Annotated in this window: 18 protein-coding genes; 8 read left to right on the plus strand and 10 right to left on the minus strand. The window is 52.5% G+C overall.

Annotated features, from left to right (window positions below; translation table 11 throughout):
• Positions 1-97: 97 nt before the first annotated feature.
• On the plus strand, positions 98-556 hold the full coding sequence (locus tag K3T83_RS24025; protein ID WP_220205460.1) for a macro domain-containing protein: 459 nt from the start codon (positions 98-100) through the stop codon (positions 554-556).
• 283 nt (positions 557-839) lie between these two features.
• Here K3T83_RS24025 and K3T83_RS24030 read toward each other — a convergent pair whose 3' ends face one another.
• A complete protein-coding gene (locus tag K3T83_RS24030) occupies positions 840-986 on the minus strand; it encodes a hypothetical protein (protein WP_220205461.1) in 147 nt (48 codons plus the stop codon).
• A gap of 254 nt (positions 987-1,240) precedes the next feature.
• Here K3T83_RS24030 and K3T83_RS24035 point away from each other — a divergent pair, with 254 nt between their 5' ends.
• Positions 1,241-1,711, plus strand: coding sequence for an SRPBCC family protein (locus K3T83_RS24035; protein WP_220205462.1), 471 nt, complete (start codon positions 1,241-1,243; stop codon positions 1,709-1,711).
• A gap of 11 nt (positions 1,712-1,722) precedes the next feature.
• On the opposite strand, the gene K3T83_RS24040 is transcribed toward K3T83_RS24035, so the two are convergent.
• Positions 1,723-2,694 carry a glycoside hydrolase family 76 protein gene (locus tag K3T83_RS24040; RefSeq protein WP_220205463.1) on the minus strand — a complete coding sequence of 324 codons (972 nt, stop codon included), beginning with the start codon at positions 2,692-2,694 and terminating at the stop codon, positions 1,723-1,725.
• A gap of 201 nt (positions 2,695-2,895) precedes the next feature.
• Between K3T83_RS24040 and K3T83_RS24045 the strand changes: the two genes are divergently transcribed.
• Entirely contained in the window at positions 2,896-3,978 is a 1,083-nt protein-coding gene (locus K3T83_RS24045; protein WP_220205464.1) for a DUF4097 family beta strand repeat-containing protein, read from the plus strand.
• Between the two features lie 79 nt (positions 3,979-4,057).
• On the opposite strand, the gene K3T83_RS24050 is transcribed toward K3T83_RS24045, so the two are convergent.
• Complete coding sequence (locus K3T83_RS24050; RefSeq protein WP_220205465.1) at positions 4,058-4,246, minus strand: hypothetical protein; 189 nt, start codon at positions 4,244-4,246, stop codon at positions 4,058-4,060.
• Between the two features lie 223 nt (positions 4,247-4,469).
• Here K3T83_RS24050 and fxsT point away from each other — a divergent pair, with 223 nt between their 5' ends.
• Positions 4,470-6,893, plus strand: a complete 2,424-nt coding sequence (fxsT, locus tag K3T83_RS24055) for an FxSxx-COOH system tetratricopeptide repeat protein (protein WP_220205466.1) — start codon at positions 4,470-4,472, stop codon at positions 6,891-6,893.
• Here the strand turns inward: fxsT and K3T83_RS24060 are convergent.
• Positions 6,888-8,120 (minus strand): TrmH family RNA methyltransferase, encoded by a 1,233-nt coding sequence (locus tag K3T83_RS24060; protein WP_220205467.1) that lies wholly within the window; start codon positions 8,118-8,120, stop codon positions 6,888-6,890. The genes fxsT and K3T83_RS24060 overlap by 6 nt on opposite strands.
• Before the next feature lie 208 nt (positions 8,121-8,328).
• Between K3T83_RS24060 and K3T83_RS24065 the strand changes: the two genes are divergently transcribed.
• Entirely contained in the window at positions 8,329-9,207 is an 879-nt protein-coding gene (locus tag K3T83_RS24065; protein ID WP_220205468.1) for a class I SAM-dependent methyltransferase, read from the plus strand.
• A gap of 247 nt (positions 9,208-9,454) precedes the next feature.
• On the opposite strand, the gene K3T83_RS24070 is transcribed toward K3T83_RS24065, so the two are convergent.
• From K3T83_RS24070 to K3T83_RS24095, 6 genes are all read right to left on the minus strand, one after another.
• Positions 9,455-9,973, minus strand: a complete 519-nt coding sequence (locus K3T83_RS24070) for a GNAT family N-acetyltransferase (RefSeq protein WP_220205469.1) — start codon at positions 9,971-9,973, stop codon at positions 9,455-9,457.
• Entirely contained in the window at positions 9,970-10,485 is a 516-nt protein-coding gene (locus K3T83_RS24075) for a GNAT family N-acetyltransferase (protein ID WP_220205470.1), read from the minus strand. Before K3T83_RS24075 ends, K3T83_RS24070 begins: the two co-directional genes overlap by 4 nt.
• Positions 10,486-10,615: 130 nt before the next feature.
• Positions 10,616-12,745 (minus strand): hypothetical protein, encoded by a 2,130-nt coding sequence (locus K3T83_RS24080; protein WP_220205471.1) that lies wholly within the window; start codon positions 12,743-12,745, stop codon positions 10,616-10,618.
• Positions 12,718-12,987: a hypothetical protein gene (locus K3T83_RS24085; RefSeq protein WP_220205472.1), complete on the minus strand. Its 270-nt coding sequence runs from the start codon at positions 12,985-12,987 to the stop codon at positions 12,718-12,720. Before K3T83_RS24085 ends, K3T83_RS24080 begins: the two co-directional genes overlap by 28 nt.
• Before the next feature lie 45 nt (positions 12,988-13,032).
• Positions 13,033-14,202: a zinc-dependent alcohol dehydrogenase gene (locus K3T83_RS24090; RefSeq protein ID WP_220205473.1), complete on the minus strand. Its 1,170-nt coding sequence runs from the start codon at positions 14,200-14,202 to the stop codon at positions 13,033-13,035.
• A gap of 17 nt (positions 14,203-14,219) precedes the next feature.
• Positions 14,220-15,014 carry an SRPBCC family protein gene (locus K3T83_RS24095; RefSeq protein ID WP_220205474.1) on the minus strand — a complete coding sequence of 265 codons (795 nt, stop codon included), beginning with the start codon at positions 15,012-15,014 and terminating at the stop codon, positions 14,220-14,222.
• A 432-nt stretch (positions 15,015-15,446) separates the two neighbouring features.
• Here K3T83_RS24095 and K3T83_RS24100 point away from each other — a divergent pair, with 432 nt between their 5' ends.
• Genes K3T83_RS24100 through K3T83_RS24110 form a run of 3 tightly spaced genes read left to right on the plus strand, consistent with a single transcriptional unit; the run spans position 15,447 to position 18,430 of the window.
• Positions 15,447-15,806, plus strand: coding sequence for a DUF2089 domain-containing protein (locus K3T83_RS24100; protein WP_220205475.1), 360 nt, complete (start codon positions 15,447-15,449; stop codon positions 15,804-15,806).
• Positions 15,807-15,809: 3 nt separating this feature from the next.
• Positions 15,810-16,190, plus strand: coding sequence for a hypothetical protein (locus K3T83_RS24105; protein ID WP_220205476.1), 381 nt, complete (start codon positions 15,810-15,812; stop codon positions 16,188-16,190).
• A gap of 32 nt (positions 16,191-16,222) precedes the next feature.
• On the plus strand, positions 16,223-18,430 hold the full coding sequence (locus tag K3T83_RS24110; RefSeq protein WP_220205477.1) for an SHOCT-like domain-containing protein: 2,208 nt from the start codon (positions 16,223-16,225) through the stop codon (positions 18,428-18,430).
• Positions 18,431-18,494: the final 64 nt, after the last annotated feature.

Consider the following 18,494-nt stretch of genomic DNA (forward strand, 5'->3'; position numbering starts at 1 on the left):
GGTGTAACAGCCATAACAGCAGTGCAACGGAATGGCTGTTACCATTGTGCTATAATTATAGAAATAGAACATATTTACTATGATTGGGGACGCTATTATGGCGCTACAGTATCAAAAAGGTGATATTTTTGAGGCAAAGACTCAGGTGATCGTGAATCCAGTAAATTGTCGGGGAGTTATGGGAAAGGGTCTGGCCCAGGCATTCAAGCAGAGATATCCTGATATGTTTGCTGTTTATCAAGAGGAGTGTAAAACGGGAACGCTGCGTATTGGCCGCCCAACGCTTTATCGTGCGAGTACTCCCTGGATTCTCAACTTCCCCACAAAAGATAATTGGAAGGCAAATTCTAAGCTGGAATATTTGGAAAAAGGGCTGGAGTATTTTGTTGCGCACTATGAGGAGGAAAGCATAACCAGTATTGCTTTTCCTAAGCTTGGTACGCAAAATGGTAAATTATCCTGGGATAAAGTACGTCCTCTCATGGAGAAATATCTTGGTCCCCTTGCTATTGATGCCTATATTTATGTTGCTGAGAAGGATGAAGAAGTAGGATAAAAAAAGCTTATGGGAAAGATATTATTTTTACTTGTCCTTTCGTAATCAACAGTAAGGTAGTTTTGCTCAATCGTTTGTAAGCGTTGTTCACCGGATTCCGCTAGCCGGAGTTTGGGCGGTTCTGCTTTAGGCGAAGGTACCGATGCACTATGCGGAAAGTTGTTTCCCGGTTAGCAGTATCCGTCAGATGTTGTTTGCCATCAGCTGTTAGCATTTTTAACCGCACGCACTTTGCGTAGACCTCTTCAAACCCTTCAGATGAAACAGGCCTCTTTAAATCGCTCTAATATCGGCGCGGGTTCTCGCTTTCGGTGAGGAAGGCGATAATGTCAATCACCGAATAGAACCACTGCTCTTGATGCCAAACTTTGCGGATTTTGTCGGCCCCGGGAAGGACCATGCTGGTGTCCTGTGTCTCCTCATCTGCCATGTTGCGCTCCTCAAATAAAAATACGTTTTATCTACATCCATTATACCGACTACCAAAAAATGAATAGAAACATTTTGCTGTAAAGAGAATCTATCCACCCTTGACACTCGCCAGAATATCAGCTATGCTATCTATATAATATGACTTGAAATCATATGAAGTGAAATCATAGATCCATCCCAGGCTTTTTGCCGTGAACAGGATGGATTGATTGTAAGCTATGTGTTATGAATAGACACAAAGGGAGTAAGAAAATGGCTCGGATTGCTGCGAAGGCCGCTGCTACCATCGATGCGCGACCAGATGATGTGTATGCAACGTTTGCTGACTACAAAAATAGTCATCCGCATGTTCTTCCTGAGACGCTGTATGATCTCCAGGTGGAAGAAGGCGGGTATGGAGCCGGAACCGTGTTTCGCTGTAAATCAAAGGTGATGGGCGTCGAGCGCACCCTTTATATGCGCTCCAGTGAGCCGGAGCCGGGCCATGTGCTGATGGAGCGCGATATCGATTCGGTGCAGGACACGATCACGACCTTTACCGTGACGCCCATAGAGAATGGGCAGAAATCCCACGTCGAGATTGCGACTGTGATGAACTCCAGCCCCGGTCTGATGGGTCTTATTGAGCGCCTGCTGATCCCTCGTTTCCTCAATCCCTCCTATCAGCAGGAGATCAGGAACGTGGAAGCGTTTCTTCAGAAGAAGCGAGCCGCGCATGTCTGATCGTTTTCTCGCTAGAGAGCAGCGTTGATGGTATGGGCAGCAGAACTCTGGCGGGAGGCGTCGGCACTGTCAAACGGGCCGGACCAGTGGACACCGATCTGGTTCTGCTCGTTACGCGCCCGCTGCCAGAGCGAATCAACGTTATGCCTGATGAATGTTTTATACGCCTCGTTCTGATCCGCTTGATAGAGGTAACCCAGGTTGCGCATGAAAATCCCCTTGAATTGCGCGCCGTTGGAGTCACAGCCCGTTGCCTCGCACGGTTCGATCAGGATTCCCTCGTCGTTGATCAGCTGCGTAAGTACGGCATCAGCAATGGCCTCAGCCTCGTGCAGATAGTCCTCCTCGCCAGTGATACGATACAGATCAGTCAGACCGCCCAGAATGACGCCCTGATTGTAGGTCCAGGTCGGGCCGCCGTTATTCTGACAATTGTGCAGTCCATCGTTGATAAGATGCGAGGCGTTGATCATGCCGCTCTGCTGAAACCACGTCCACTCGCGCATGGTCCACGTGAGATAGCTCTCTTCTTCCGGGACACGCTGGTAGAGTTGGGCTGCTAACGCCAAAAAGAGTTCGTTCGGGATCGCATTTTTATAGCCGCGCCTGAAATCCCACCAGACGCCGCCTCCGCATACCTCGTCCCAACCACCGGTCATCGTGGTGAAGATCGTCTGGGCCATCTCAAGATAGCGCCGTTCGTCAGTTAGATCGAACGCGTTGATCCAAGCCAGCGCCCACCATGCCATATCATCATAGGAGTTCTGCACAAAATTACTCGCTTGATGTCGCTCAAAGATGGCGGGGATGATATAGGCATACGTGGTATTGCCGGTGCGGGTGGTGTAGTCGATCACTGCATCGAGGCAGATCGCCGAGTGCCACCATGTCACGCCGCTATAGAGTGCGGTGGCAGGATCGTACCACTTTTGCAGGGCTGTTATGGCGGCATCGGCCCGCGTCTGGTATAGGAGATTATTCATAGTGCTATCGTTGCTCCTTTGCGAACATCTAACAAAATTGAAGATATTACGTACAGTATAGTAATGCAGGATGCAGAGCGCAAATTGAGGCATGAGATTTTGATGTTGGCGAAGGGTGCGCGTTGTTTCTTATTGGGAAAGCGAACTGTGGCCGCTCTCCTGCAAATGTGAGCAATTATCCGTTTCTGTAAAGGAGCTATTATGAGCGATCAGGAAATGATGTATCGTCCTCCCGAACAATCATCCCAGGAGCCGCCTCCCATGCCGCTCAACAGCGAACCGCAAGAGCAGCAGAGAGAACAACAATCCTATTCAGAATCCTACGAGAGTACATCTTACAACGAAGGCTATCGTGGTGCCTCACCATCATATATGCAAGGTGAAAAGATTACGCCGGCCCGCAAAGTCACGCTTGACATGTGGCAATTGATCCTGCTGCTGTTTGTCGCATTTCTGGTGGGAGCCGGACTGGGCGGTTCGCTATTCAGCGGCTTTATCGGCTTCTTGCTGGGCGTTGTCGTGCTGGCAGCAGTGTTTTTGATGGTGGCAAAGGTTGGCTTTGGTAAGGCGGTGCCGATCATGCCGCATAGCTTCCTGGTAACGGGCGTACCGACGCTGGTTGTGCGCAATCCAGCCGGTGCGATTAACATTCATCGCGGCTCAACCAGCGAGGTGCAGGTGCAGGGGACCAAGCACGTTACGACCATCTTTGGCAACAGACAGGATTTGTCGGTCGAGTTTGCGCAAGAGGGCAACACGATTCGTGTCTCGGCGGAAGGATTTGGCAACACGCCCAACATCTCGCTCACCAGCCTGGGGCATGTAGACCTGGACATCACTGTCCCCGAGTTTTGTGATGTGCAGGTTGATGGCAGCGCGGGTGCGATTCATGTGGCAGGAGTTCGCGGCAAGGCCAACCTCAAGACCAGCGCGGGCACGATCACGATTATCGATTCCGCCCTGGAGGATGCGCGCCTGAGTACCAATGCCGGAACGCTGCATTTTGAGCGTACGGAACTGCGGGGCCAGGCCAATATCGAAACCAATGCAGGCACCATTCACTTTGAGGGGAGTATCGAGCCGGAGGGCGATTATCGCCTGCACACCAACGCCGGGACGATCCACGCCAGCTTGCCAGCTTCCTCCTCATTTATCCTCAATACGCACACCGACATGGGAACGGTGCACAACGACTTCGGGAGCAATGTTGTTGGGAGTGAGCCACAGGCGCGTCTTGATCTGCGTACCAATCTTGGCACGATCCATGTAGAGCGGCGAGCTTAGTAAGCATACTGGAATCTCATGGCCCTCCAACACTTGCTGGGGGGCCGTTTTGTGGATTGGACCGTTGGGGAGGGTTGTGCTAGATCTCGTATGGTGCGTGTTTGGCCGCGTGATAGGCTTTGTGCCCCATTGACTCCGCTTCATCGTACGTCTCAAACCCACATTCGGGGCAATGCCACAACCGCCGTTGGGCCAGTGCAACCAGCGCCCAGATAGGAACGACCAGCACAGCCAGGATACCGATAACGGTAAGTGCGATTCCGTTCATAACAGCGTTTCCTTGTTTTGCTAGCAAACAATAAAAAAATGTTATGCCGTTTGCGAGTGTAGATGAGTCAATAGCGAATTGCAATGAACACGAGTTCTAAATCGCCTTTTTGTAGACTTTTTGTCGTTTTATTTGCGTATCGCGTTGAAATGCGTTATACTCAAGCCCAGGCATATCTATAGTTGTTGCAGCGGGAATCATGTGTTAGAGCGAGGGAGCGGCGATGGACCCCAACCCCGTAAAAGACTTTTTTATCAGCTATAATAAAGCAGATCGAGCGTGGGCCGAGTGGATTGGCTGGCAGTTGGAACAAGAGCGCTATACCTGTATCTTGCAAGCCTGGGATTTTCGGCCCGGCGACAATTTCGTACTGAGCATGCATAGTGCCGCCTCTCAAGCTCAGCGCACCATCGCTGTATTCTCGCCCGACTATCTTACTGCACTTTACACTCAACCAGAATGGATCGCAGCATTTGTGCAAGATCCAACCGACAAAGACGGCAAGCTCCTGCCCGTGCGTGTGTGCGAATGTAAGCCAAAAGGTGTCCTCGCTGCTATTGTCTATATCGACCTCTTCAAGCTGGATGAAACCACTGCTCGTGATGCTCTGCTAGCTGGTGTCAAACGAACACGCGCCAAACCAACTGGCCCATTACCCTTCCCTGGCGCTACTTCACTCACGCCAAAATCACCAATCAGCTTCCCCGGCAACTGGCCCGAAGTCTGGGAAGTTCCCTATCGCCGCAACATCTTCTTTACCGGACGCGTCGAACTATTAGAGCGTCTCTATAACGAGCTAACCACGCACAACAAAACGATGGCGCTCACTCAGGCGATCAGCGGCCTGAGTGGAATCGGCAAGACGCAGACTGCGTTAGAGTACGCCTATCGTCACCAGCACGAATATCGCTACGTTTTGTGGACCACTGCTGATACCGCTGAAGGTTTGAGCGTCTCTTATGCGAAGTTCGCCGAGTTATTGCAGGTGTCGGGCCGCGACGAGAAGGATCAGCAAAGAACCATCCAGGCGTTCAAACGCTGGCTAGCCCACCAACGCGACTGGCTTCTGGTTCTCGATAATGCCGACGACGTGCTAATGGTCCGCGACTTCTTGCCTGATGGCCCTTATATGAATGGACATATTATCCTTACCACCCGTGCGCAGGCGCTTGGAGGCATAGCCAATGCCATCGATATTGAAAAAATGGGCAAAGAAGAGGGCGTGCAATTCTTGCTCAAGCGTGTAAGGAGAAATGGCAGCATCAGCACAGAGCGAGTCGCCGCTGAAGCGATTGTGCAGGAGCTAGATGGCTTGCCTCTTGCGCTAGATCAGGCTGGAGCATATGTTGAGGAAACTGGCTGTAGCCTTGCGACTTATCTAAAGTTCTATGAGACTCGGCATAAGGATTTACTAGAACGGCGTGGAAGGCTGGTGAGAGACCACCCTGATGCAGTTGCGACTACATGGTCAATCTCAATACAGAAAGTTGAAAAGGAGAATCTTGCCTCTATAGCCCTGCTGAAATTGTGCGCGTTTCTGGCTCCTGATGCGATTCAGGAAGAGATGATTGTGGAGAGAGCAAGATATCTGGGGAAAGAACTGAGTTTGGTTGCTGCTGACGCATTTTTACTTAATGAAGCAATGGGGCTGCTGCGACGGTATTCGTTGGCGAAGCGCAACCAGGAGACGAACACGTTAAGCTTGCATCGTCTGGTGCAGGTTGTACTTAGAGATGGGATGGATAATGAGGAGCAGCGACGATGGGTAGAGCGAGCCGTGTGGATGGTGAGTGAGGTGTTTCCAGTTGGTGATTATGAAAATTGGGAGCAATGCCGCCGCTATTTGCCTCATGCTCAGATTTGTATAGAGTTGATAAAACAATATCGGATAGAGAGTGAAGAGGCATCTTATTTGCTCTATAATGTTGGATATTATTTTTACCAGCAAGGAGATTATAAGCGTGCTGAAGAATGTTATGTTTCTAATTTAGAGATTTGTCAGAAAATTTTTGGTTTTGAGCATGACAGTACGAGAGAGGCTATGCATGAGTTAGGAAAGTCATATTATGAGCAAGAGAAGTATAAGGAAGCAGAAGCACTCTATAAACAAGTCATTGAACTTGACGAAAAGATACGAGGATTAGAGCATTGTGATACAGCGGCGACATTGCATGAGCTAGGAAGGCTGCATCTTGCTCAGAAAAAGTACGAAGAGGCAGAAACATTCTATAAGCAAGCTCTTGAGATCTATGAGAAAACGATAGGGCTAGAGCATCCATTCGCAGCGATAACGTTGCATGAGTTAGGAAGATTGTATCATGCTCAGGAAAAGTACAAGGAATCAGAAGAGTTCTATAAGCAAGCCTTGAAAATATATGAGAAGACGTATGGATTGGAGCACCCATTTACGGCAAACACATTACATGAATTAGGGCGACTGTATCAAGATCAGGAGAAGAATAAAGAAGCAGAAGCGCTTTATAAGCAAGCGCTTGAGATCAAGGAGAAGACACAAGGATTAGAGCATCTCGATACAATCAATACCACTAAATTCTACGCCTCTCTTTTATATAAAACCAATTACATCTCCCAAGCCAAAAAGTTGCTAGCTCGTGTCAATTTAACATTGGACGATCTTTACTCATGATTCCTCCACAATCCTCGTGCAATTCTCCTGAATCCGTTTCAAAAACTCCCTCAATTGTGCTTTCTCTTGCTCGGAAAAACCGGCCAGTACGTTTTGTTCAGCGCGTTCGACGATGCTCCAGAGTTGGGCGAGAATGCGTTCGCTAGACTCAGTAGGCGCGATGCTGTCCTGGGTGGCGTCGGTGTAGTGGATGTAGCCCTTCTCGATCAGGGGTTGCAAGAGGGCGTCGAGTTCGTGGGGGAGTGCGCCAGTGTCGCGCATGACCTGTTCGCGCGTCATCAATTGATCGCAGACAAGGATCATCAATAAGACGGCTTGCTGGCCTGTCAGATCGGAGACTTTGCGGATCTGGGCGTCGAAGGCTTGCAAGATGAGCTTGCCGGCGATGTTGACTTCGCGGCCTGTGTTGGAGCGGATATAGTCGATCAACATAGTAAGTACCATCCGAAACTTGAGTTCGTAGAGGCTGATGCCGGTCGCCACCCCGACATTGAGCGATTCCACCTGCCCACTCATCGGGATCTGTACCACAATATCAGCGTTGCGCACGATGTCGTCAGCGATCCCCTCAGTCTCGTTGCCAACTACCAGCGCAACCGGCCTCGCCTGCAATGGGGCCATCGCTTGAATATCCCGCGCATATGGGCTGGTGGCGATCACCTGATAGCCTCGCTGTTTGAGCGCTGCAATCGCCTCGCCGCCACTCTGGAAGCGTTGCACACGTGTCTCAAAGACGCGGCCCCGCGATGCGCTGATGATCTTTTTGTAGAACAGATCTAAGCTGCTGGTCGTCGAGACAATATCGCGAATGCCAAAGGCGCTGGCAGTGCGCACAATGGTCCCGATATTACCATGATCCTGCACGCGATCCAGCACCACCACAAAATCGCCCATTGTCTCGGGTTCTGTGAGCGCTTGTGAGATGCGCGCCACGCCCAGTAGCGGAACGAGATACGAGGTGTCGCTGATCTTCTTGAGTATGCCATCCGAGACGAGATAACTGGGGATACCATGCTGGTGCAATTGGGACAGAACCGGATCATGCTCATGCGAGGCGCTATAAAAGACGTGTTCAATGGGCAGGCGTGCCTCGATAGCCCAGACAATGCTCTCGCTGCCCTCCAACAAGCACTTATGCAGTCGTGTACGTGCTGAGGCAGCTGTCAGTTCGCGAGCTTCGGCGACACGTGGATCTTTGATAGAGGTGATCTGTCCGGTTTGCGTCATGATTAGCCCTTCACGATGAGTGTTGCCGAAATCATAGCATACTTGTTGGAGCGGTTCAAATGCCATTTGAGCGCATGAAAAATTTCGCTCGATACGACATCACCGGTTTCAGATGAACATTGACATTAGCACAGCCATATCGGTATACTGGAAGGGAAAAACAGTGAGAATGCTCCTGATATTCCCCAATGAAGGAGAAAAGCACGAGATGAATGATCCAATCAGGCAACCATCTTCAGAATCGAAAAGCACATATGTATTTGATCCCGAAAGCCCGGAAGAGTTGACGCGTCTGCTGGCGATGGATCGCACGACAACCAGGGCGATGGGAGGACCGCTGGCAAACCTGCCCGATTTGCCGGAAAACGCCGATGTGCTGGATGTCGCCTGCGGTCCCGGCGGCTGGGTATTGGATGTCGCTCTTGAACACCAGGAGTCGCGGAGTATTGGCGTCGATATCAGCCAGCGCATGATCAATTATGCCAACGCACGCGCGCAGGCCCAGAAGCGGCAGAATGCATCTTTTAGAGTAATGGATATCACCCGCCGCCTCAAGTTTGCCAACAATAGCTTCGATCTCGTCAATGGTCGCTTTCTCACCTCAGTGTTGCCGAGCGCGAAATGGCCGTCGTTCCTGCAAGAGTGTCGCCGCATCACTCGTCCAGGCGGCCTTATTCGACTGACGGAAAGCGAGTATATCGGCCTGACTAACAGCCCCGCCTGCGAAAAGATCCGGGTGCTCGGCAGCAAGTTGCTGGTGTCAATGGGACACGGCTTTTCGGTCGATGGCGAATCATTCGGCATTACACCCATGATCGCACGGCTGATGCAGAAAGCAGGCATCGAACAGGTGCAGCAGAGCATCCATATGGTCAATTTTTCAGCAGGAACTGATGCCTGGCCCGAATTTTTGCATAATATGGAGCTTGGGGCTACGTTGGGTTTGCGCATGGCCCAGAAGGTCGGAGCGCCTGTTTCGGAAGATTCTGAAGCGCTCATCCAGCAGGCAATCATGGAGATGCATCGCGAAGATTTTTGCTGTATCTGGTGGTTTATCAGCACATGGGGCATTAATCCCGGCAATTAGTCGCATTGAGCCGCAAAAGACTTGACATTTCGCAATGAATATGTTATATATTTAGAAGCGTACTCTTATAGCAAGGGCATACATACATAGCTCATTTGGTAGAGCAAATCGTTTGTCACGATTTGGTAACGGGTTCGATTCCTGTTGTATATTCCGCTTCGGCGGATGCACTTGCAACTCGTACGCTTCACCCCACCGACAAAACCCCGCAGCCGCAAGGCTGTTTTTTTGTGGTGCACACATCCCCTCATTTCACCACATCGATCCAGTAACGAAGCTTCTTGACCGAAGAACCATTGACCACCACCGCATTTTCAAAGCAACCGCCGTTGGACTCGATGACCTTCTTCGAGCCGATATTGTTCTCGTCGCACGTCACCAACACGCGGGTTAGTCCGATGGCCCTGGCTTGTTCAAGCCCCAGGCGTAGAATTTCCTTGCCGTAGCCCTGACAGCGGCGCGAGGGCCGGATCACATAGCCGATATGTCCCGCGATTTTGAGCAGAAAGTCATTGAGTTCATGGCGCAGGGAGAGGCGTCCGATAACCTCATTGCCGTCAATCAGCCAGAAATCGGTAGTTGGCACCGTGTCCGGGCTGATGCGGCGGCGATCTTTCTGATTCTGCATGCGGCGTAGATAGTTGGCAAAGTTACGATGTAACTGTTGCACATCGTAATCGAGGAGCCGTCCCTCGCCCTGAAACTCCTGCACCGCTGCAATGATCTGCTCTTTATATTGCGTCGTTGGTTCGATAAGAAAACTCATGATAGCGATACCTTCCGCTCTCCATTGTTCAGAGGCATCTCCAGCTCGATTTCGTCGCGAATAGGGATACCGTGTTCACCAATCAAAGGGATTTGAGGTTTGAGCTTGCGCGATACCTCGTCGATAGCGTTTCTATGCACCGCCACCAGGACGAAGCCGTGCCGCTGATAGAAGCGCAGGGCCGTCAGGTTGTCGTTGGTGGTGATGAGCCAGAGTCGCTTACACCCTGTTCGTTGTGCCTCTTGTCGAACAGCATCGATCAATGCTGTGCCAATGCCCTTCCCTGGCCGCGTACTATCTACGCTGACAACCTCGCACTCGTTGCCCTGGATATGATAGGTAATCAGGCCAACGCGTTTACCGTCCTCAACGGCGATAAAGCCGGGCAGTGCATCGGCGGTGTAGAAGGTTCCTCTGGAGATAATGATATTGCTGCCCCATTGCTCAGAAATGAATTGCAGAATCCAGATGCGATCATGGCTGGTAAGTGGGCGAATCGAGAATGCTGGCATAGCTGGCTCCAATGGCATGCTAAACAAAGACGTTGTTCATCTCTTCTTTGAAAATGCTTCTTGTATGAACAGTATACAAGTTGGTAACAGGTTTGGGTAGAGGTCCGTTTGCATGACAATTTCTTTCTATCTAATAGGTATCGGTAACATGTAAGACGTGCGAGAATGCCGGTCGTGCAAGCATACGCGACAGCAGCATCAAGGCAAGCGGAATGAGCAGCAGGCAGACGCCCAGAGCGATGCCCAGGGGAAGTGGAACAACGACCTGTGCAGAAAGCATTTGCTGGCTGGCATACGACGTTACGCCGACCGAGGTAGTTGTGTGTAGCGGGAGATGGTTAAGTAGAATCGGTATAAACGTCGCGGCCAGGAGGAGGCCAATCAGCATACCTGGCAGTAGCGCCATTAGATACGCACTGGCTTGCTCCCAGATCAGCAGGCTGGCGACGCGTCCCGGCTCCGTTTCCAATGCATGCAACAGCGCTCGATTGACCTGAAGCTTTGTGGTTCCGGCGCGGATAGCCAATATATTGCTGAACAGGGCCAGCAGGAAAGTGATTGCGGCTCCAATGCTAAGCATGCTCTGGGCTAGCATAGCCAGTGGGTCTGCTTGTAGCGAGGACAGCAGAAAGCGGCGGTCGAGCAGATTATCGAGCCGCAATGAGTTTGTGAGGGTTTTGCGCACATATTTGAGCGTCGCCTCATCGTTGCTGGTACGCAGCCAGACGTGATTGAGGGGTAGGATAGCCAGACCGTTTTTGATTCGATAGTTGATAAGGCTTTGATAGTCAACCAGCATGCCATTGCTGGTGCCCGGAATGTGAGCGACGCTGGCGAGAACCACATAGCGAACCGCGCGTGCAGTTTTATTGGGCGTCGTATGTTCGTAGAGCGAGAAGGCCATGCCTGGATGCAGAGAGAACATTTGCATGGTCGGGTTATCAACAATAGCTGGCACGACATGAAATTCTGTTGCCATGAGCCGCTGGTCAATCAATTGATCCATCATTTGTGACAGAGAAACTTCTGGATTTTGGCGCGGCCAGAGAGCTGTACGAGCAAATGTTGCCGCATCGACGGCCTGAATCTGGATGGCGTCGCCTGATGCACTATCACTCATGGCACTGGTAATGGCTCCAACGGTGACAGAGGTTGCGCCACGCATATGCAGATAGGGGGCAGCAACAGCCTGAATCGATGGAGAGGTGGTCGTCAGCGTACCGCTAAAGTCGGCTCCAACCACGTTGGCGGCGATATCGTTGATTCGTCGCTCTTGTGATGTGGTAAATATCAGAGCGAAGATAGTAAAGGTAATTGCCAGCACGAGCAGCATTGTCATACGAGCAAGGCCGCGCGGAGAGCGAATTCGATGCATCACAGTCAGCATCGGCGTTGTCGCGTAGCCGGGCTGCATAATCTGGATACCAGCCATCGACAGCAGAGCGATACCACGCAGGCAGAGTGGGAGGATACCGGCAAACAACAGCATTGGAGCAAATGGGGCTGTGAGCGGGAATGGTGCTGGTATGATGCTATCGCGTGGTCTGACAAGACCAAGCAGCAGTACATAGGATGCCAGGCCGATCAGAGCCAGCAGGATCTCGAGTTTCACATGCTCTTTATGCGGTGGCTCGATTTCACGGACTGCCTCGTTGTGCAGGCGCGGCATAGTGCGATGGAGTGTGTAGTATAGCGTCGCGACGATGATCCCAAGAGATAATAGCATCGTTCCACTTGCATAGTGCCAGGTATGCAGGAAGAAGGGGAGCGGGTTATGCCAGAATGCTTGCAACAGGTGTCTGCCGGGAAAGAGAGAGGTGGCGCTCAGATAGGCCAGGGGAGGACTGATGAGACAAGCAAACAGAGCAGCGCCAGCGCTTTGTGGGAGCAGCGAGACGAGCATCTGACGCACGCTGGCACCCCGATGATGCAGAACTGCCAGCGTATCGGCCTGTCGCTCAACCAGCGCCCGCGCCATCAAATGGACGAAGAAGAGTAGCAGCAGGAACACTTGTGACGCGATGCTGAGCAGTGGCAGGTGTGCGGCGCTGAGACGGAGGCGTAGCTCTGTTGTTGGTGACACCTCCATCAGTGCTGGAAGCAAGCAGGCGAGAAAAATCTGCCCGATCATTGCCAGACTCATCAAGAGAAAAAGCAGTCGTTGTTGTCGCCAGTGCCAGATCGCGCACGATATCATAGCGGGAATGGCACGTTGTCGGTCAGTAGGAGTGGTCAATGACCGGGGAATAAGACGCGCCATATGGTTTCCTTCTCTACATGAGATGCCAGAGATGCGGACGCTGCATGATAAATAGAGATGCGAAAGGGAGCAACTACCGTCTGCTGGCTGGCATTGAGTTTGCCTACGTACCATTGTAGCACGAAGATTTCATGTGGGACAAGCATTGTAATGGTTTTGTGTGGGAGAAAAAGGCCGTCGCCACCAGCAACGAGACGAGCGGCAGAGTCGTTGCTGGTGGTAACAGTACCGATGCCACCCATACATCCGGGAAGAGTTCTGCTGGATGTATGGGGGCGCAGGGGTGCTTATGGTTTCAGGACGACCTTGATGCAGCCATCCTCTTTATGTTTAAAGATCTCATATCCATGTGGAGCCTCATCGAGGCGAAGGGTATGAGTGATGATAAACGAGGGGTCAATCTCACCATGTTCAATGCGCTCTAAAAGTGGCTGGAGATATTTCTGTACGTGCGTCTGGCCCATTTTGAACGTCAGCCCTTTATTAAAAGCGGCACCAAAGGGGATCTTATCGAGGAAGCCACCATAGACGCCCAGGATAGAGACGGTGCCACCTTTGCGGCACGCCTGAATCGCTTCGCGCAAAACGTGAGGGCGGTCAGTGCTTAAATGCGTTTTCTGCTTGGTCATATCGATAGCGGCATCCAGCGTATCCCCATGTGCTTCCAGGCCAACGGCATCGATACAGGCATCGGGTCCGCGCCCGCCCGTCATCTGCTTGAGCGCTTCAATGACATCGGTTCCTTCGTAATCGATAACCTCGGCGTGTCCCTGCTCAGAGGCCATGCGCAGGCGTTCGGGGACGCGATCAATGGCAATCACGCGAGCAGCCCCCAGCAAATAGGCGCTTCTAATGGTGAGCTGTCCAACGGGTCCGCAGCCCCAGACCGCTATCGTATCGCCGGGCTGGATGTTGCAGTTCTCTGCTGCCATATAGCCGGTTGCGAAGATATCGGAGAGGAAGAGAACCTGCTCGTCCTTCAGCTGGTCCGGTATTTTGATCGGGCCGACATCGGCGAACGGCACTCGCGCATATTCGGCCTGCCCACCAGCGTAGCCACCGAAGAGATGTGAATAGCCAAAGATGCCAGCTGCCGAGTAGCCATACATCGCTTCGGCAAGGGCAGCGTTGGGATTAGAATTATCGCAGAGCGACCACAGTTGTTGCGAGCAGAAGAAACAGCGGCCACAGGCAATCGGGAATGGCACCACCACGCGATCACCCTTTTTGAGATTTTCCACCCCATTGCCAACTTCGACGATCTCGCCCATAAACTCATGGCCCAGAATATCGCCCTTCTCCATCGTGGGAATATAGCCATCGTATAGATGTAGATCGGAACCACAGATTGCTGTCGTGGTGATCTTGACGATGGCATCGCGTGGATTGAGTATTTTTGGGTCAGGTACGTTTTCTACCCGCACCTTATGAGGACCATTCCAGCATAATGCTCTCATTCTTGCCTCCTGATCTTTTATTGCCTCTGCCTTTTGGTCGTGCCTTTGGGCTGACCCTTGATTGTTGCGATCTCGCCCGCCTCCATCAGTTCTTTAAAGCGGCGCAGATCCTCCAACGCCTCTTTATCGGCCAGATAACTGATTACCTGTTTCATGTTTTTCCGTAAGAAATTGCGGGGCGAGGGATAATCGAGTTCGAGCGTCACAATAGTACCGCGACCATCGGAGGCGGGTACAAAATAGACGCGCCCGGCCTGAGCCACCACGAATTTTTTCCCCAGCACCCTCCATTCGAGCAATTGTCCCGGCTGTTCCTGCGTAAACTCGGCGTACCATTGAAGCTTCTTGCCGGAGGGGAGGCGTGCTGTCCAGTGCGATGTTTTCGCATCCGTTTGCTGGACGTTTTCAACTCCCATCATATATGAAGGGGCCTTCCCGATATCATGCCAGGCACTGTAAAGTTCTTCGGGCGAGCGGTTGATCGTCATAGAACGACGCACTCGCGTTCCTGCCTGTTGTGGTATGGCAACGAGGGTCACTTCTCGTCGCGATGTGCTGATGCCAAGCGCCTTGTATACCAGACTGCGCCCACTGATGCCGCGATAAAGCAGATCAGCACCGAGTAGAGCAACAAAGGTGCCGGGAAGGTCGAGGCGGCGCAGACCATAGAACGTCAGCAGGCCACCTGCGATGCTTGAGAGCCAGCGTTCGGGCTGACCAACGTTGACGTTTGCCTGCCCTGATTGCGTGGGAGCATGCATTCCTTCGCTCCTGGTTGTCTCTGTTGACGTTTTTGTAATAATTGCAGACATGCTTTTCTCTTCCGTAAGGTAAAGGACGTTCAAAGACATAGGTATCACGGCAAGAGCAGCAGAAGGGTTTCGCATGAGGTTTGATCGCTCACAACGACAGCTTCTTATGCGGGGTCATCACAATTTTATGAAAATATTGTCTATTGATTGATTTTATTTGCCATTTCTATTGACAAATTTTACTATCGTATGTTACTATTACCATGTCGTTAATGAAAAATAACAGAGAGAAAGAGATATTCCCTTCATAGGTAGCGATAATCCCTTATGATTGTTGCTACCTGAAGGAGATATGAGTCATCCCAGACTGTTTCCTTGCGGCTCTCGCACGCCTCAGCGCCTTCAGCAGCGAGCCGCTGTGCGGCGAGCAGTGCGGGCAGAGGTCGTCACAAAACAATTCGGGATGCCTCATAAAAGGAGAGCTATAAAAAGATGTACCCACTCATAACGAGAGATCCTGTAAGTGGTGCGGAGCTGATAGTGACCCGGTTGGAGTGTCCCGAGAGCGGAGTCGCGATCGAGGGGCGTTTCAGCCTGGGTTGGATTGGCCGCCTGACGCGCGAGCAGCTCGATTTTGTTGAGATGCTGGTGAAATATCGAGGCAACATTCAGCGTCTGGCAGCTGAGAAGAACATCGCCTACAACACCGCGCGCAGCCGCCTGGACGAGATCGTCGCCGCGCTGGGAGGTACTCCCGAGAACGATGGACGTGTAGATCGTCGGGCCGTTCTTGATAGGCTGGCGGCAAAAGAGATCAGCGTTGAGGATGCTATGCGCTTGCTGAAAGGCTAACCCATGTCTGCGAAGGAAGAGCGAGATCGTATCTTGCAAATGGTTGAGGCTGGTCAGGTATCAGCTATCCAGGCGTCGGAGCTATTGGACGTGCTGGAAGAGGACGCCGAGCCGCCACGCGACCGCAGCCGAGAGCGACGTGATCGGACATTGCGCGTGCGTGTTACGAGCCTGAAGGCGAGGCAGCAGAAAGTATATGCCATTGCCGCACTCCCAATCAGCGTTATTCAGGCCGGTATGCGGCTTGGGGGGCAGATGATCCCGCAATTGAACAACAGCGCTTTACACGATTTATTACAGGCTATTGAAACGGAGTCCTCCGGTCGTCTGTTGGATCTGCAAGACCTGGAAAGAGGCGAGCGTCTGGAGATTTTTGTTGAATAAAGAGCAAAAAGCAAAGCAAAAAGGAGTTTACAATGCAGCAGACTTTTCCTGCGGGTACGGCGCAGCGTGTATTGATACATTCTATTCATGGCGATCTCAAGGTGTATGGCTGGGATCAGCAGACGATCCAGGTCGATGCTGAGGGGAATGTTGAGCGGATGGTGCCCGAGGGCGACACGTTGAGCATTTACGTCAGCCACAATTCTCTCGGGTTACAGGTGCCGGTCGAAACCATTGTTGTTGTGCAGGACGTGCACGGCGAGATGCGGATCGAGAGTGTGCGCCGGGCAGAGATCCGCGAAGTGCGCGGAGATGTTGGCATCAAAAATATTCGTGAGAGCGCGACCCTGACTAATATTGGTGGTGATACAAGCCTCGTCGATATCAGCAACGAGGTCTCGGTTCACAATATTGGTGGGGATATGGAAGTGCGCAATGTGCCTCTGGTGCGTGTTGGCGGCAACTTGAAGGGGGACGCGGCGTTCCTGAACGTGAATCGTCTGGAGGTCGAGCAGATTGCTGGATCGCTGGCGTTAAAAGCTGTTGAGGAGGCTGCGGTTGGTAGCGTTGGCGGTGATCTTGAGGTGACAGAGAGCGTGGCCGTGTTGCGCTGTGGCAATGTTAGCGGCGATTGTCAGGTCCAGGGCGGCGGTAACGCTGAGGTGCAACTGGAAAATGTCGGCGGCGATTGCAAGGTGAACGGAGCCGCTCGCTTGAATGTGAGCAACGTCGGTGGCGATTGTCGCGTGCATGGCAATGCCAGCGCTGAGGTTGCGGTTGGCAATGTTGGCAGCGATCTCTCGATTGTAGGGGCCGCACACATCACTAGCGGCATGATCGGCAGCGATTGTACGTTGCGCGACGTGCAGGGCGACGTCACGCTGGGTCATGTTGGCAGCGATGCGGTACTCACCGGTGTTGGTGGCAACTTGCAGGTCGGCAATATCGGCGCGGATGCGCGTTTGAAGGGGCTGCACGGCAATATTCAGGTTGGCAGCATTGGCGCGGATCTGGAGTTGCAGGCCGATTTCCCGCCTGATAGCAACACGCGGCTCTATGTTGGCAAGGATGCGCGCGTGGTGTTGCCAGAGAGCGCAAACCTGACCATACGTGCCTATGTGGGCGGCAGCGTGAAGGGCCACGCCATTGTCTCCAGTTCTGCCGGTAATCAGGTCAATCTGACCTACGGCGAGGGCGCAGCACAGCTGGATTTGACAGTGGGACATGATCTCGTGCTAAAAAGCAACGATGCACCGCGTAGCAGCAGCAGCACCGCTTCCAGTTGGGATTGGGGCTGGAACGAATTTGGCCGGGAGATGTCTGATTTCGGGCGAGAGATGTCCGAATTTGGGCGCGAACTGAGTCTGGATATTACCGCAGCAGTGCAGGAGGCAACGGCCTCGCTTGGTGCTGAGATTACTGGCAGCTTTGCACAGGCGGCGGAGGAGAAAGTGCGTCGCGCCCAGCAGTATGCGGAAGAGCAGCGGCGCAAGGCTGAGGCCCGAGCGCAGAAGATTACCCAGGAGCAGATGCGACGTGCCGAAGAGGTCCAGCGTAAGGCGATGGAGCGCACGCAAAAGTTTTCTGAAGAGCAGCGACAACGAGCGCAAAAAATGGCGGAGGAGCAGAGAAAGCGAGCCGAGGAGTGGCAGCGCAAGGCTGAAGAGCGAACTCGCCGTTTCACCGAAGAACAAAGAAAGCGGGCTGAGGAACATGCTCGTCGCGCCCGTGAGCATGCTGAGCGCATCAATATCCGCATCAACAACCGCGAGTGGCGCATGGATTCGGAGCGTTTAGAACGTATTCTGGAGCAGGCCCAGCGTGCGGCATCTGAGGGCGTGTATGGAGCTTTAGAGGCTGTGGAGCAGGCATTGAACAATCTGCATATCCCGGTGCCACCACCAGCGCCACCAATGCCACCGGCTGGAGAGGCGATTCCGGGCACGCCAATCCCGCCAGCACCAGCAACGCCGCCAGTAGTTGCGCCAATCCCGCCAGCACCAGCAACGCCGCCAGTGGTTGTGCCAATTCCACCGGCATCACCGATTGAGCATTCCGAAGAGGAAGTCAATCACGAGCAAGAGGATAGTGATCTGGATGCAGCTGGTAGAGAAGAGGAGAAGCCTGCACCTGTTGCGGCCAATCCAGAGCAGGAGCGCGAGGCGATACTCAAGATGATCGCTGAGGGCCGCATTACCCCGGAAGAGGGCGATATGCTGCTAGAAGCGCTGGGCAGCTAATGAAAAAAATGTCGTAGTCGCGCGATTTATCGCGCTTGTGCAGAGATGTGCGATAAATCGCGCG

The sequence above is a fragment of the Reticulibacter mediterranei genome, from assembly GCF_016587455.1.

What these genes read in the sequence shown, in the direction of transcription:
- K3T83_RS24025 (WP_220205460.1), top strand. Translation starts at nt 98, where the DNA reads ATGGCGCTACAGTATCAAAAAGGTGATATTTTTGAGGCAAAGACTCAG.
- K3T83_RS24030 (WP_220205461.1), bottom strand. Translation starts at nt 986, where the DNA reads ATGGCAGATGAGGAGACACAGGACACCAGCATGGTCCTTCCCGGGGCC.
- K3T83_RS24035 (WP_220205462.1), top strand. Translation starts at nt 1,241, where the DNA reads ATGGCTCGGATTGCTGCGAAGGCCGCTGCTACCATCGATGCGCGACCA.
- K3T83_RS24040 (WP_220205463.1), bottom strand. Translation starts at nt 2,694, where the DNA reads ATGAATAATCTCCTATACCAGACGCGGGCCGATGCCGCCATAACAGCC.
- K3T83_RS24045 (WP_220205464.1), top strand. Translation starts at nt 2,896, where the DNA reads ATGAGCGATCAGGAAATGATGTATCGTCCTCCCGAACAATCATCCCAG.
- K3T83_RS24050 (WP_220205465.1), bottom strand. Translation starts at nt 4,246, where the DNA reads ATGAACGGAATCGCACTTACCGTTATCGGTATCCTGGCTGTGCTGGTC.
- fxsT (WP_220205466.1), top strand. Translation starts at nt 4,470, where the DNA reads ATGGACCCCAACCCCGTAAAAGACTTTTTTATCAGCTATAATAAAGCA.
- K3T83_RS24060 (WP_220205467.1), bottom strand. Translation starts at nt 8,120, where the DNA reads ATGACGCAAACCGGACAGATCACCTCTATCAAAGATCCACGTGTCGCC.
- K3T83_RS24065 (WP_220205468.1), top strand. Translation starts at nt 8,329, where the DNA reads ATGAATGATCCAATCAGGCAACCATCTTCAGAATCGAAAAGCACATAT.
- K3T83_RS24070 (WP_220205469.1), bottom strand. Translation starts at nt 9,973, where the DNA reads ATGAGTTTTCTTATCGAACCAACGACGCAATATAAAGAGCAGATCATT.
- K3T83_RS24075 (WP_220205470.1), bottom strand. Translation starts at nt 10,485, where the DNA reads ATGCCAGCATTCTCGATTCGCCCACTTACCAGCCATGATCGCATCTGG.
- K3T83_RS24080 (WP_220205471.1), bottom strand. Translation starts at nt 12,745, where the DNA reads ATGGCGCGTCTTATTCCCCGGTCATTGACCACTCCTACTGACCGACAA.
- K3T83_RS24085 (WP_220205472.1), bottom strand. Translation starts at nt 12,987, where the DNA reads ATGGGTGGCATCGGTACTGTTACCACCAGCAACGACTCTGCCGCTCGT.
- K3T83_RS24090 (WP_220205473.1), bottom strand. Translation starts at nt 14,202, where the DNA reads ATGAGAGCATTATGCTGGAATGGTCCTCATAAGGTGCGGGTAGAAAAC.
- K3T83_RS24095 (WP_220205474.1), bottom strand. Translation starts at nt 15,014, where the DNA reads ATGTCTGCAATTATTACAAAAACGTCAACAGAGACAACCAGGAGCGAA.
- K3T83_RS24100 (WP_220205475.1), top strand. Translation starts at nt 15,447, where the DNA reads ATGTACCCACTCATAACGAGAGATCCTGTAAGTGGTGCGGAGCTGATA.
- K3T83_RS24105 (WP_220205476.1), top strand. Translation starts at nt 15,810, where the DNA reads ATGTCTGCGAAGGAAGAGCGAGATCGTATCTTGCAAATGGTTGAGGCT.
- K3T83_RS24110 (WP_220205477.1), top strand. Translation starts at nt 16,223, where the DNA reads ATGCAGCAGACTTTTCCTGCGGGTACGGCGCAGCGTGTATTGATACAT.